At 73.5% G+C, this 14,271-nt stretch carries 8 protein-coding genes; 1 reads left to right on the top strand and 7 read right to left on the bottom strand.

Annotated features, from left to right (window positions below; translation table 11 throughout):
* Positions 1-77 precede the first annotated feature (77 nt).
* The 7 genes from ACIO3R_RS12940 to ACIO3R_RS12910 form a co-directional block, all read right to left on the bottom strand.
* Complete coding sequence (locus tag ACIO3R_RS12940) at positions 78-2,204, bottom strand: hypothetical protein (RefSeq protein WP_402105516.1); 2,127 nt, start codon at positions 2,202-2,204, stop codon at positions 78-80.
* Positions 2,201-3,430 carry a VWA domain-containing protein gene (locus ACIO3R_RS12935; protein ID WP_402105514.1) on the bottom strand — a complete coding sequence of 410 codons (1,230 nt, stop codon included), beginning with the start codon at positions 3,428-3,430 and terminating at the stop codon, positions 2,201-2,203. The genes ACIO3R_RS12940 and ACIO3R_RS12935 overlap by 4 nt, the downstream gene beginning before the upstream one ends.
* A complete protein-coding gene (locus ACIO3R_RS12930) occupies positions 3,427-5,814 on the bottom strand; it encodes a DUF5682 family protein (protein WP_402105513.1) in 2,388 nt (795 codons plus the stop codon). Before ACIO3R_RS12930 ends, ACIO3R_RS12935 begins: the two co-directional genes overlap by 4 nt.
* A complete protein-coding gene (locus tag ACIO3R_RS12925) occupies positions 5,814-6,968 on the bottom strand; it encodes an AAA family ATPase (RefSeq protein ID WP_402105512.1) in 1,155 nt (384 codons plus the stop codon). The genes ACIO3R_RS12930 and ACIO3R_RS12925 overlap by 1 nt, the downstream gene beginning before the upstream one ends.
* Complete coding sequence (locus tag ACIO3R_RS12920) at positions 6,965-10,594, bottom strand: DUF4132 domain-containing protein (protein ID WP_402105510.1); 3,630 nt, start codon at positions 10,592-10,594, stop codon at positions 6,965-6,967. Before ACIO3R_RS12920 ends, ACIO3R_RS12925 begins: the two co-directional genes overlap by 4 nt.
* Before the next feature lie 124 nt (positions 10,595-10,718).
* Positions 10,719-11,738 (bottom strand): hydroxyacid dehydrogenase, encoded by a 1,020-nt coding sequence (locus tag ACIO3R_RS12915; protein WP_402105508.1) that lies wholly within the window; start codon positions 11,736-11,738, stop codon positions 10,719-10,721.
* Positions 11,739-11,833: 95 nt separating this feature from the next.
* The gene (locus tag ACIO3R_RS12910; RefSeq protein WP_385033253.1) at positions 11,834-12,883 is read right to left on the bottom strand and encodes a LacI family DNA-binding transcriptional regulator; all 1,050 of its coding nucleotides are present in this window, start codon (positions 12,881-12,883) and stop codon (positions 11,834-11,836) included.
* 83 nt (positions 12,884-12,966) lie between these two features.
* Between ACIO3R_RS12910 and ACIO3R_RS12905 the strand changes: the two genes are divergently transcribed.
* Complete coding sequence (locus ACIO3R_RS12905) at positions 12,967-14,271, top strand: ABC transporter substrate-binding protein (RefSeq protein WP_385033250.1); 1,305 nt, start codon at positions 12,967-12,969, stop codon at positions 14,269-14,271.

Genomic DNA, 14,271 nt, shown 5'->3' with positions numbered 1-14,271 from the left:
GACATGAGCCCCGGCCGCCGCCGCGCCGATACCGTGCCGCGGCGGAGGCGGCCTTCCGGTCCGGGACGCACACCGGGTCAGGGGCCCTCGGCGGCCAGGAGTTCGCTGCTGACCAGAAGATGGAGCTGCGCCTCCAGCCAGGCACCGGTGCGGGGGTCACCGGCCCACGCGGCGGGTGCGGCGTCGCCACCGTGCTCCAGCGCGTGCAGGACCGCGCGCAGCAGCGCCGACGCACGCGTCAGCCCGGTCCGAGACAGGGCGGTCGCCGCCTCGTCGATCCGGGTACGCGAGGGACCGGACGCCTGCCGGAGGCCGCTATGGGCCAGCGCGGCCAGCGCCGATATCGCCTCGTCCAGCGCGGCCGTCAGCGGCTCGGGCGTCCGCCGCACCGCAGCGGCCGGCGCGGAGGCACCGTCGCCCGGCGCCAGGTCGGGTACGGTCACCCCGTCCGCGCCGAGCACCGCGATCGGATCGATCCGGATCCCGCCGCCCGCGCGGATCACCGCGCCGCTGACATGCGTGGCCCCCCGCGCCAGCGCGTCGGCCAGCGCGTCCAGCGCACCCGGGCACTCAGGCCGGTACTCCGACGTCAGCACCGCGGGCGTCCCCGACGCATCCCGCACCGTGACCTCCAGGCGCTGCTCGCCCGCGTCATAGCCCACCTCACCGACCTCGGACAGCGCGACCACCCCGACCGACTCGGCCTCGACGCGCGGCCGGACCAGCCGGGGCGGCCGCCCTTCCCAGGCCGCGGTGAGCGCGGACAGATCGCTGATGAGCAAGGGCGCGGGCAGTTCCGTCCAGGCGGCGCCGACCGGAGTGATGCCAGTGGTGCCGAGGCGGCCCCGGCTGATCGTCAGGGCGCGGCCGGCGGTGCGCCGGACGCTTTCGCTGACCAGGCTCCCGGTGGCCAGACCGCCGAGAGTGGTGGACAGCAGACGGCGCCCGGCCAGCTGGTGCCCGGTGAGCTCCTGGCCCTCTGCGGCCGTCCACGTCTTACGCAGGACGAGCACGGTTCCGGCACCGGGATGCGCGAAATACACCTCGGCGACCGGCGATCCCGCCGTGCCGCGGATACGGCAGCCGAGCGACGTGAGCCGCACCCGGCGCAGCGGGGTGTCGCCGGGCTCGCGGGTGCCGAGGGCGCCGGGGACCGCTGCGGCCCGCCGCCGGGCGTGGACCTCGGTGAGCAGGGCGGCGACGAGCTCGGGGCGGTAGCCGGCGCCTCGCTCCGCGTACGCCGTGAGCTGGCCGGTCAGTTCGGCGAGCGCACCGGCGGGCCAGTGCAGCGAATCGGCGGCGAGCGCCTCGGCCGCCCGCGCCAGTGCGCCACCCAGCACGGGGCCCGCCTGCGCCACACCCTCCAGCAGCAACGCGTCGGCCAGGGCGGCCGCCTCGTCGAGCCCGGCCCTCGCCCCCGCTCCGGGCCCGCCCGAGGCCCCGCCGTCGGAGGCGCGGCCGCCGACCCGAACGGTCACGGAGAGCTCACGCGTCCCCGCCGCGTCGGCCGCCCGGAACGCCCAGACCGCCAGCGTGACGACTTCGCCGCGGAGCGCCGCGGCGGCGTCCGTGGTGGCGTACCCGACCTCGCCGGGGACCGGGAAGCGCACCGTGCAGGCGGGCAGTTCCACCCAGGGCTCCGGGCGGTCGGCGCCGGCGCGGTGCACGACGGCCCCGTAGCCCCGGTGGAAGGCACGGCGCGCGGCGGCGACCGGGCGGGCGCCCAGGGCCGAGGCCAGTGCGGCGTCCTCGATGCTGCCGGGGGACCAGTCGGCGGCCGGTGCGGGAGCATCCCCGGAGCCGTCGCCGGCCCGGCGCTGGTAGGCGAGCACCAGTGCGATGAGGTGGCGGCACACCCCGGGTGCGGCGCAACTGCACGTGCCGTTGTCCAGGCCGGCCCCGGGCGGCAGGGCGGCGAGGGTGCCGTCGCCGAAGAGCGCCCGCACGGTGGTGTCCGGCCCGGTGGTCAGCTCCGGCGCGGCGCCCGCGTCGAGCTCCTTCGCCGCACGCTTGACGAGCCCCCGGTTGGCCAGCGCCGCCAGCGTGTCGGGCGTCAGGGCCAGCAGATCGGCGCGCGCGTCGCACGGCGCGGTGGCGGTGGACGCGGTGTCTGTGAGTGTGGTGTCTGTGAGTGTGGTGGTGCAGGACGTGGCGGGGCCGGATGTGGCGGGCGAGGGCTGCGGCGGCTGCGTGGGTGGTGTCATCGGCCCAGCCGCTCCGCGACGAACTCGGCCAGCCGGCCCGGTGTCATCGCCCCTATGTGGGCGCCCGCCTCGGCCAGTTGAGCCGCGACCTCCCGGTCGTAATCGGGGTTCGCGTCCTCGTCCAGCGCTGCCAGACCCAGCACGGTGGTGCCCTGCTCCACCAGCGAACGCACGGCGCGCCGCAGCCGGTAGGCGTCGCCGCCCTCGTGGAAGTCGGTGATCAGCGCGACGATCGTGCGGCGCGGGTTCTCCACCAGTCCCGCGCCGTAGGTCACGGCCCGCGCGATGTCCGTGCCGCCGCCGAGCTGGACCCGCATCAGGAGCTCCACCGGATCGCTCACATCGGCGCTCAGGTCGACCACGTTGCTGTCGAAGGCGACGAGATGGGTCTTGAGACCGGGCAGTCCCCACAGACAGGCCGCCGTCACCGCGGAGTGGATCACCGATCCGGCCATCGAACCCGACTGGTCGACCAGCAGGATCAACTGCCACCGCGTGACATGGCGACGGGTGCGGGAGTGGAAGTGGGCGCGCTCGATGAGCAGGCGCCGCTCGGCCGGCTGGTAGTGCGCGAGGTTGGCCCGTACGGTCCGGGCGAAGTCGAAGTCCCTGGCCAGGGCCGTCCGGCTCGGCTTCCGGGAGCGGGTGCCGTGCAGGGCCCGGCGGATCTCCGGCCGCAACCGGGCCAGCAGCTGTCCGACGACCTCCTCGACGATCCGCCGGGCCAGCCGCAGCACCTGGGGATTCATCAGGTGCTTCGTACGGAGCACGGCCCGCAGCAGGGTGGGACTCGGCTCCACCCGTTCCAGCACCGCAGGGTCGGTCACGATCTCCTGGATGCCGTACCGCTCCACGGCGTCACGCTCCAGGCGCTCGATCGTCTCCCTCGGGAAGAGCCGGTGGATGTCGTCGAGCCAGTCGATCGCGGTCACCGGCGACGGGCCCTCACCGCCCGTGCGGGGCGTGGCGGAACCGGAACGGCGCACGCCGCGCCTGGCCAGATCGGGGTCACGGCCGTACAGCCAGTCGAGCGCGGCGTCCTGGCCCGCCCTGCTCCGTCCCAGCGGTCCCGTGTGCCGTTCGGCGGGAGCGCCCAGGACGAGCCGCCAGCGTTCGAGCCCGGCGTCCGGAGCTCCGCCGGAGGAACCCGGTCCAGGGACGGTGTCGTACGGGGGAACGGGTCCGGGGGCCCGTTCCGGGCCGGTGCCGTGGTCGGGTCCGGTCATGCGGCGGTGCCTCCGAGTCCGTAGTGGTTCAGCAGGTCGGTCACGTGTTGCTCAAGCGCTCCGGCGCGGGCGATCAGCAGGGGGTCGGCAGTGGTCCGCAACAGGGCGCGCGAGGAGCCGTGCACACCGCGCCGCTCCAGCAGCCGACCCGCGATCCGCTCCCGTTCGCGCGGCGGGAAGAACGCGAAGGCCTGCCGCAGCGCCGGCAGTCCGGCCAGGAACGCGTCGTCGGGCAGCGCACACATCAGATCGTCCAGCACGGCGATCAACGCCTCGGGATCCGGTCCGGAGCCGGCGGCCGCCCGGTGCCCCGAATCGCCCGACACCTCGTCGCGGGCGAGCGCGAACAGCCCGGCCAGCCAGTCGCCCAGGGCGTCCGTGCCGGCTGCCGACATCTCCCGAACCGCCTCCGCCGGACCGCCCGCACCGGGAGAGGACGATTCCAGCAGCCGGTGCAGCCCGAACGCGGCGCCCCGCAGATCGGACGGCGCGGCCGGATCGCGGCTGATCCGGTCCGCGATCGCGGCCGCGGTCTCCCGTGTGACGCCGAGCGGCTCCGGTGCGTACAGCACGGCATCGCGGACGGCGGCCACGGCCCGCAGCCGGGGCAGATCGACTCCGGCGGGGCCGCGCGCGCCCTCCAGCAGCCACAGCAGACGTCGCACCGCGCCGTCGATCACGGCCGCCAGCAGCGGACCGCGGGCCAAGCCGTACACCCGGTCGTGGCGCCACAGGCCGAGTGAGGTCGAGAGCACCTCGCCGAGTGCTCCGGGAGCCGTCAACCCGCCTATCCGCGAAGACAGTTCGGACAGCAGCCGTTCGGACAGGCCGCCCACTCCGCACAGCACGGCGTCGAAGAGAACCCCGGCAGGGACGTCGGCCCCGGCCCCGGCCCCGGTCCGCTCGGTCAGCGCGGCCGCCGCTGCCTCCGCCAGATTCGCGCCGAACGCCCCCGCCTCGGCGAGTGCCGCCTCCCGCCCGGCCGGCGACCGCGGCTCCCAGCACTCGGTGAACACCGGGTCGACGCCGTGCCCGGGACCCGCCGTGCGCACCAGGCCGGGAACGCCGAGCACTCGCAGCCGGTGCAGCACCCGGCTGCGCTCCAGATCCACCGGGTCGGTGAGATCCAGGCGGTAGGAGCGGTCGGGGCCGCCGTCGAGCGCCAGCCGGGACAGCTGCGCGGCCACCTCGTGGACCAGCGGCGGAGCCGGAGTCGCGGGATGCAGCCGCCCGATGCGCTCGCCGCCGCAGGCGGCCAGCATCTCGACGACCGCGGGGTGGGTACCCGCCCGGAGCGGGCCCCGGTCCGTCCACGGCAGCGGTCCGTCCAGGTCGTCCGTGATCAGGGCGCCCGCGAGCCCGTCCAGCACATCGGTCCTGGCGGTACGGGGGTGCCCGCGCAGCACGGTCAGTCCCTCGGTGAGGCTGCGGGCCGCGATGAGATCCGCGGTGGACACCGGGACCTTTCGCGCCCGCAGCCGCTCGACCACCGCGCGCAGCAGCCCGTCCGCCGCTGCCTGGGGGCCCTTCTCCCACACCTCCTGGTAGTAGCCGGGCGACGGCATCCCCGACTGGTATCCGGTGAAGGCGTCCAGCTGACGGAACGAGTACGGCACGAGGAAGCTCCCCGCGTCGGCTCCGGCGGGCGGAGACGGCACCGACGGCCAGCCGTCCGCGCCCACATCCCACCACTCGCCGCCCGAGCCGTCGCCCGAGCCGTCGCCCGAGCCGTCGCCCGAGCCGCCCGACGCGGTGAGCGACCGAAGGGCGGGCTGGTGGAAGCCACCGGTCACCACCAGTACCGGCCGGCCGCCGGCCGCCCCGACCGCCGCCCGCACCCAGGCCGCCATGTACTCCTCGCGTGCCCGGTCGCCGGTATCGGCCCGTGCCTCGCCCCGCACCAGGGCGAAGTAGGCGTCGAGCCGTTCGGCGATGCCGTCGTCCGGCTCGACCTCGAAGAGGCGGTCCCACAACGCGTCGGGGGAGTCGACCGCGAAGTGCCCGCAGAGCCGCTCGGTCGCCTCCGCGTACCGGACCTCCGCGTCGGCGTACCGGTTGGTGCGCTCCGCGAACGCCGGATGCCAGGCGGGGAGATCGATGAAACGGACCTCCGCCCCCGCCGCCCGGCCCGCGCGGAGCGCGACCCACTCGGGGGAGTAGTCGCACAGCGGCGCCCACGACGTCGCCGCCCGCTGCCCGTCGCGGTAGTGGCTGAACACCGCGACCGGCAGGGTGTGCCCGAGCAGCAGCTCGTCCAGCCGCCCGTTCATCTCGGCGGGCCCCTCCACCAGCACGTGGGCCGGCCTCAGCTCCTCGACGGTGCGCTCGACGAGCCGGGCACAGGCGGGGGAGTGGTGGCGCACCCCCAGGAACACGGCGGACATCAGTCGGCCAGCAGATGGCGCGCGTCGTACAGGGCCTGCCACTGCGGGGAGCGGCGGCGCTGCACCTGCTGCTCCAGGTAGCGGCGCAGCCGGGCCAGGTCCTCCGGGCTGTCCTTCGCCGCCGTACCCGCCAGACAGGCCACCACATCGGCCGCGCTGCCCGGCTCGCCGCGCAGGAACCAGCCGCGCACCCCCACGGCGTGGGCGACCGACACCGCCTCCGCCGTGCTCATCACCGCCGTGGGCCGGTCCGCGCCCCCGGCGGACCCGTCCTTGGCCCCGGCCCCCGCGCGCAGCTCCCGGAACGTACCGACCAGGACCTCCAGCACGTCCCGGTCGGGCGGCGGCTCCACGCCGGAGCGCCGCAGCAGCGTGGTCACCTCCGCCTCGACCAGGGCCAGTTCGGAGTCCAGATCGGGGATCGGGAACACCGTCTCGAAGTTGAACCGCCGCTTGAGCGCGGCGCTCATCTCATTGACTCCGCGGTCCCGGGTGTTGGCGGTCGCGATGACGTTGAAGCCCTGGCGGGCGAAGACCATGGCGTCGGGTCCGGTCAGCTCGGGGATCGCCACCACCCGCTCGGAGAGCAGCGACAGCAGCGAGTCCTGGACCTCCAGCGGACAGCGGGTGATCTCCTCGAAGCGCACCAGCCGCCCCTCCGTCATGCCGCGCAGCATCGGAGCGGGCACCAGCGAGCGCGTCGAGGGACCCTCGGCCACGAGCAGCGCGTAGTTCCAGCCGTACTTGATCTGGTCCTCCGTGGTCGCCGCACCACCCTGCACGGTGAGCGTCGAGTCGCCGCTGACCGCGGCCGCGATCAGCTCGGAGAGCAGGGACTTGGCGGTGCCCGGCTCCCCGACGAGCATCAGCCCCCGGCTGGTCGCCAGCGTCACCAGCGCCCGGTCCACGAGCGAGGGATTGCCGACGAACTTCCGGCTGATGCCGGCCTGCGGATCGCCCACGACGAAGCACCGGGCCGCCCGCAGACTCAGCTCCCAGCCCGGCGGCCGCGGGTCGCGGTCATCGGCCCGCAGCCCGGCCAGCTCGTCCGCGTACCGCACCTCGGCGGGCGGCCGCTGCACGGAGTCCGCCGCCCGGTCACGGCCCGCGTCGTCATCGGCCGGACCGCGCGGCACCTCGTTCCGTACGGTCATGCCGCCACGCCCTCGGTGAGTTCCGCCAGATCGGCGAGCAGCTCGCAGACGGTCACCGCGCCGAGGTCACCGAAGCGCAGCGGATAGCTGTGGTTCCTCCGGTAGTCGTCGGGCCGGGTGCCGAGCCAGACCGTTTCGAGGGTCTGGTCGGGGAACATGTCGATGACGCCGACGGCGATCCCGTCCCGCAGCGCGATCACCAGGTAGCAGTCGTCACCGAGCCGCTTGGAGATCCAGCGTTCCACGCCGGCGTCCTGCGGCACCCCGCGCTCCCAGCCGCGCCGCAACAGGCCGAGGACCTTGCCCGTCGGTACCCTGAGCTCCTCGAAGCGCTTCAGCCGGTTGCTTCCGGCGTCGTCCTCGCTCAGCGTGAACACGGCACGCCCGAGCTGCGCGAAGGGCTGCAGGATCTCGTAGTCCGCGAACACCTCCGACCAGGCGGTCAGCTCCTCGCCGAGGTGCAGCGGATGAGCCAGTCGCACCGTCGCTGTATCGGGCAGGGCGAAGGCCTCGTCCCCGGCGTCGGCGAACGTACGGTCCTCGGCCACCCGGAACGCGGTGCGCCCCTCGTCCGTCTCGCTCAGCCACACCAGCCGGCGCACCAGGTGCCACATCAGCGGATGGGACACGAACAGCTCCCGGAACTCCGGTGCCGACCAGGACCGTTCCGCGACCATCGCCGCCTCCAGCCGGCGCACCTGGTCGGACGCGACCGTCCGCACGTCCTTCTTCAACGCCATGTACCGCTTGCGCTCGGCCGGGGCCAGCTCCGCGTCGTCCCGGGCGCCCGGCTTCGGCAGGTCCTTGAGGCGCTTGCCCGCGCCGTCCAGAACGTAGGACCGCAACTGCTCGTCGAAGCCGACCGTGAACGTACGGCTGCCGTAGTCGACGGCCGTCGAACCCCCCGCGTCCAGACCGAAGTCGGGCACCAGTCGGTCCGAGAGCTGTTCGCCGGTGAGCCCGAGCCCCAGGGCCACTTCGGCGATCTTCTCCGTGGCCCGGACCTTCAGCGCCTTGAACTTCACACGCTGGGAGATGCCGTGCAGATGCAGGAGCGCGACATCGCTGCCGATCGCCGCCAGCACATCGAGACCCTCCACGGCCCGGTGGTGGGCGGCCTCGCCGGGCCAGGCCCGGATCACCGGGGTCAGCCGGCGGACCGTCTCGTCGTCACCGAGGAGACCCAGGGCGGAGAGCACCCACGACTCCTTGGCCGGGAGGGAGTTGAGCCGCCACTGCTCGAAGAGACCCCAGGCGAACCCGGCCAGCGAACCGGCGTCGGCCGTCCGGATGACGTCACCGAGCCCGGGGTACGCCTCGCCGGGCCTGGACACCGCCAGCATGGTCAGGACATGGCGCACCGACTCCTGCGGAAGGGCCCCACCGGCGCGGACGGCGATCTGGGGCAGCAGGGCGGGATCCGCCCACGCCGGCAGAACGGGCAGGGTGACGGGCAGCGCCCGCTCCAGCGGATCGGCGGCCAGCAGCTCCGCCACCGCGTCCACCGCCGCGGCCCCGTATCCTTCGGCGGCCCCGCGCACGACCTCGTCGCCGTGCAGGACGGCGATCTGGACGAGGGCCTGCTCGGCGGCGCGCCGCGCGGTTCCGGCCTTGCCCACGGCATCGGGCACCAGCAGCGGAGCGGCCGCGACGCCGTGCCGCTCGAACCAGGAACGAGCGGTGGCGGCGGTGGACTTGAGCCGGATCGCCCAGGCGGCCATGTGCCGGGCGATCGCCACATCGAGGAACGGCAGCAGCAGCGGGGCGAGATGGCTCGGCTGCCGGGGCACGGCCCGCAGCAGCAGTGGCAGGGCGTCGAGTCCGAAGCGGGCGGCGACCGGCTTCAGCGTGTCCGAGCCGTCCCACAGATCGACCGGGTCCCAGACGGCGAGCGTCGGGGCGACCAGTTCCTCGGGGCCGTGGACGTAGACCCACGCGGGCTGCAGGGTCGGCGCGTCGAGGCCGTGGCGGAGGGCGGCGATCTCCTCCTTCCAGTCGCCGCCGGCCGAGCCGCTGCGCCGGGTGTACCAGCTCGTGGTGGCGGCCCACTGCTCCTGCTCACCGGGCAGCCACTCGACCGAGGGGTCACAGGCCGCCGTCAGGCCGGTCACGGCCGCGGTGCGCTGCGCCCTGCTCCGCGGCCGGGCCCACGGCGGCTCCGTCAGCACCGCGGGCAGCGTGTCCGCGGGTGCGTCGGCGATCCGGTCCACCGGGTTGAGGAGCGGTTCGACGATCTCCGCCAGTTCGCCGTCGAGCGACGGCAGTACGGTCTCCACCAGGACGCGATGGGCGGCGATGTGCCCCTGCAACAACTGACGCGACATCGTGGACGAGGTGCCCGTGCGGTCGCGCACCTCCGTGGCCAGCATCCGCAGCGCCCGTACCGGATAGCGGCGCATCGCCTCGAAGAGGGCCGCGCGGACCTGCTTGGTGTCCGCCCGGCCGAGCAGCAGACCGAACGCCTCGTCCGTCGGGAACTCCACGAGCGAGGTGGCGACGTGCTTCAGGCCGTCCGCGTAGGCGTAGGTGCCGTTCAGCCCCTCGGCGAGTATCGGGACGACGGCGGTGCCGATGCCTTCGGCCGCCGTCGCGGTCAGGGCGGTGCTCAGGCCGATGCCCGGCCGGCGCGGGAACGCCGCCGCCTGCTCCGCCGAGCTGAGCGTGCAGTACACCAGGGACAGCAGGCCGTAGTCCTGTTCGTCGGTCACTTCGGGATCGGTGGACAGAGCGGCGGCCCAATCGGCCTCGCTCGGCGCCAGATAGGCGGTGATGATCCTCCGGTGGGCGTCGGTGCGGCACGGGGCGAGCGCCTCCACCGTTGCCCGGTAGGTCTCCTCGTCCGCGGCTGCGAGCAGTGCGCGGACCCGGTCGGCGGCCGGGCGGCGCCCGTTCGACCAGTACCTGTCGCGGGTCCGGGAGAGCGCCTCCAGCCAGGGGTCGTAGCGCCTGCGCCCGCTCTGCTCCCAGCGGGCGTCGACCATGAACAGCTCCACCGCCGCACGGGCCGCGAACGGCAGGCCGTGGTCCCGCACCCAGCTGTCCGCCCACGACGCGGCGGTCGGCGAGGCGAGCCCGACGACCGCGGCCAGCCCCGCTGCCCCGGCCGGAGAGGGGCTGCCGGCGAGGTGGTGGCGGACCAGGTCGGCGAGTCCGGGGTCGCTGCGGGGCGCGTCCAGGAACTCCTTGATCCAGGCGGCTTCTTCGGCCGTCCGGGACACGAGCGTGTCCAGGGACTTCTGCTGCGGCGCGGCGGGCGTGCGCGCCACTCCGCCCCGGCGGGGATGGAGCATCCGCCGCCAGCCGGCCGGCAGCACGAACGTGTCCTCGTCGGGCAGCGCCACGGGCTGCCCGGCGGCCTCACCGGAACCGGAGGCATGCGCGTCCGCGGCGGAACCGCCCCCCGAGGGCGCCGCGGCCGACGCCGCCACCTCCCGGTACCCCTTGCGTTCCTTCTCCGCGATCGACTTGACCACCTGCGCGTCCGCGGCCGCCGCGGAGGCGTACTCCTTCGTCTGTGTACGCCCCTCGCTTCCGCAGCGCCCGTGGCGCACCGTCACCGCGGCACCGTCCGCCCCGGTCTCCCAGAACTTCGACGCGCTGCCCTCGACGTACTCCCAGCGACGCACTGGTCCGCCCCCTTCACACCCGTTCGACCCGCACTGACACGGGCTTCTCGATCAGTGGTTCCACAGTAGAACCGACCACTGACAACGCAGCGTGACCGGGGTCCAGGGCGAGCGAGAGAGCAGGTCAGCCGCTGTGCGCAAGCTCCTCCCTGTGCACGGCGCGGGCGAACGGCGCCCCGGTGACCAGGCGTTCCACCTCGTCGGCCGCCGCACTGCCCAGCCGCCGGAGCTCATTGCCGAGCGAGCCCGCCAGATGCGGCGTCAGGAAGGCGCCCGGCAGATCCAGCAGACGGGAATCCGGAGGCAAGGGCTCCGGATCGGTGACGTCGAGTACGGCGGTGATCCGGCCGCTCGCCACCTCGTCCGTCAGCGCCGCCGTGTCGATCAGTGCCCCGCGCGCGGTGTTGATGAGTACCGCCCCGTCCGGCAGCAGCCCGAGCCGTGCGCGGTCCAGCATCCGGTACGTCTCGGGGATGGCCGGTGCGTGCAGGCTGACCACCTCGCATCCGGCGAGGAGTTCGTCGAGACCGGCCGGCCGCACCCCCAGCGCCCGTGCCGAGGCCTCGTCGACGTACGGATCGCTGAGCCACACCTCCAGGTCGAACGGCCGCAGCAGCTCGATCACCCGGCGGCCGATCCGTGAGGCCCCGATGATGCCGACCCGGCGCCCGAAGTTGCCGATCGCGTCGCCGAGGTCGTACGGCGAGAGCGCACCTCGCTCCGCGCGCAGCCGTTCCCGGGCGGCGAACACCCCCTTGCCGGCGAACAGGACGGCCGCCAGGGTGAATTCGGCGACCGGTACCCCATTGGTGTCCGCGCCGGACGAGACCGCTATGCCCCGATCCCAGCAGGCCTCCGTCACCAGTGACTTGACGGTTCCCGCCGAGTGCACGACAGCCCGCAGCCTCGGTGCGGCGGCCAGCACCGACGCGTCGACGGGCGGGCAGCCCCAGCCGGTGATCAGCACCTCGGCGCGGGCGAGCGCCTGCCGTACCGCCGGATCGTCGAAGCGTTCCGCGACCAGCGGCGGATCGATATCGATGTCGACGAGTCCGGCCAGCCGTGCGAGTACGTCCGGAGGGAAGAGCTCCGGCACATGACGGGGGTGGAGGGCGAGAAGCGCCGGGGGACGGGCATGCGCCACGGGAGTGCTCCGATCGGCAGAAGTCCGGTTGGTCACCGGGAAGTAGAGCAACTATTTCGAAAATCAGCGAAAATTCAACCCGGTCCGGTGGCCTGTCAGGGCGTCGGCCCCTCTGCGGCGGGCGGAGTGGTGCTCTCGCGCACGACCAGTTCCGTCGCGACCTCGACCCGGGTGGTCTCCGGCTGCTCCCCGGCGATCAGCTGCAGCACCATCCGGGCGGCCAGCGCGGTCATCTCGGCGAGCGGGGTGCGCACGGTCGTCAGCCGCGGGGTCACCCAGTCCGCGAACGGCAGGTCGTCGAAGCCGACCACGCTCAGATCCTCCGGAACGCGCAGTCCGAGCGAGGCCGCGGCCCGGTAGGTTCCCAGCGCCTGGTGGTCGCTCCCGGCGAAGATCGCGGTCGGCCGGTCCGGGAGTCGCAGCAGGTCCAGGGCGTGCTGGTGGGCGAGGCCGTGGGTGAAGTCGCCGTAGCGCACCAGCTCCTCCTCGAAGGGCAGCCCGGCCTCCTCCAGGGCGGAGCGGTAGCCGCCCACCCGGGCCCGCGAGGTCAGCCGACGGGCCGGGCCGCTGATGATCGCGACGCGCCGGTGGCCCAGTTCGATCAGGTGGCGGGTGGCCGCGAAACCACCGGGCCAGTTGGTGGCACCCACCCACGGCACCCCCGGGGCCGGCTCCTCGATCGGTGCGACCAGGGCGAACGGCAGCGCCAGCCGACGCAGTTCCTCGTGCTGTTCGCCGGTCAGCTCGGGCACCACCAGGATCGCGCCCCGGGTCGGACGGGTGGCCAGTGAGTCCAGCCACTGCCGGGCCAGCTTCGTGCGGCCGTGCGTCGCCGACACCACCATGCCCATGCCGACGCCGTGCAGCGCCTCCTCCGCACCCCGGATCAGCTCGACCGCCCAGGGACTGTCCAGTTCGTTGATCACGAACTCGATCAGTCCGCCCCGGAGTTGGGAGGTCGGCGGACTGTTCCGGGCGAGATAGCCGTACTGCTCCAGGAGCCGCTGCACCTTGGCCCGGGTCTTCGATGACACATCGGATCTGTCATGCAGAACCTTGGACACGGTGGAGACCGAAACTCCGGCCTCTCCGGCAATTTCCGCCAAAGTGCTCCGCGTTGATTCGTCCCCAGCCGTTGACGTCATCCGATGTTTCTCCTACGTTTCGATCGATCCGTTGTTGCGAAAACTATCGCAACTTCATTTTGAGGCACAGAGGGTGGTCTTCGATGAACCGATGGGGTACCGGCGCAAAGACGCGTGCGGCGCTTTCGGTGTGCGGCGCGCTGCTGCTCACCGCCTGCGGCTCGGGCAGCGGCGGCTCGGGCGGAGACAGTGACGAGCTGCTCGTCTGGGTCGACAACACCCGCACGGCCGCTGCCAAGGAGTATGCCAAGGAGCACCCGGACCAGAAGATCCGTGTGGTCACGATTCCGCCGGACGCGGGGTACGTCCCCACCAAGATCTCCCTCGCCAACCGCACCAAGCGCGGCTGGCCGGACGTGGTCTTCCTGGCCAACCCCGCCGAGACCGCCACGCTGGCCGCCAAGCCCTTCGACTACGCGGCCCCGCTCGACGCCGCCGTCCCGAAGAAGACCCTGGACGGCTTCGCCCCCGGCGCACTCGACACCTGCACCTTCGACGGCAGGACGTACTGCCTGCGCAACGACATCGCGCCCGCCATCCTCTGGTACGACTCCGCGCTGATGAAGAAGTACGGCTACCAGGTGCCCGCCACCTGGGAGGAGTACCAGAAGGTCGGGCTGAAGGCGGCCGCCGAGCACCCCGGCACCATCGTGGGCTCCGTCGCCGGAAAGTACGGCGCCGGTCTCTACTTCGGCTCCAGCGGCTGCCCCACCCGCGACACCCTCAGCCTCACCAAGGTGCGCATCGACACCGGGGACGACACCTGCACCCGGGTCGCCGACGTCCTGCAGCCGCTCACCGAGAAGAAGGCCGTCACCAACGTGGTGCCGACCGAACCGGCCTTCGCCAAGCTCGGAGCCGACGACAAGATCCTGATGCTGCCCGGCCCGGCCTGGTTCGGCGACTTCATGTTCAAGCCGTCCTTCAAGGTGCCCGACGGCCGGATCGCGGCCGCGCCGATGCCGGTCTGGAAGGGCGAGTCCAAGTCCGCCGCCGGCCAGGTGGGCGGCGGCGCGTACGTCGTGTCGAAGCACGCGGGCAAGCGGGCGAAGGCGGCCACCGACCTGGTGACCTGGCTGACCACCGACGTACCCCTCCAGGCCAAGCAGCCCACGTACCCCGCCTTCACCGCCGCCGCCACCGAATGGGGCAAGGCGAAGGCCAAGGACACCTACTACGCGGCCGACCCCGTGCCGGTGCTCACCGAGGCGGCCGCCAACCTCCGTCCCGGCTTCGGCGCCGTCCGCTACGAGGCCGAGTGGCAGAGCAGCTTCAACGACACCCTCGGCGCCGCGGCAGGCGACGGGAAGTCGCTGAAGGACGCACTGGGCAGCTGGCAGGAGCGGCTCGAACAGGCCGCCGGTACCAGCGACTACACCGTCGAATGA

Origin of the sequence: Streptomyces sp. NPDC087428 (assembly GCF_044744085.1) — a bacterium.
Classification (GTDB): domain Bacteria; phylum Actinomycetota; class Actinomycetes; order Streptomycetales; family Streptomycetaceae; genus Streptomyces.
This window is presented reverse-complemented; position numbering and strand designations above follow the sequence as displayed.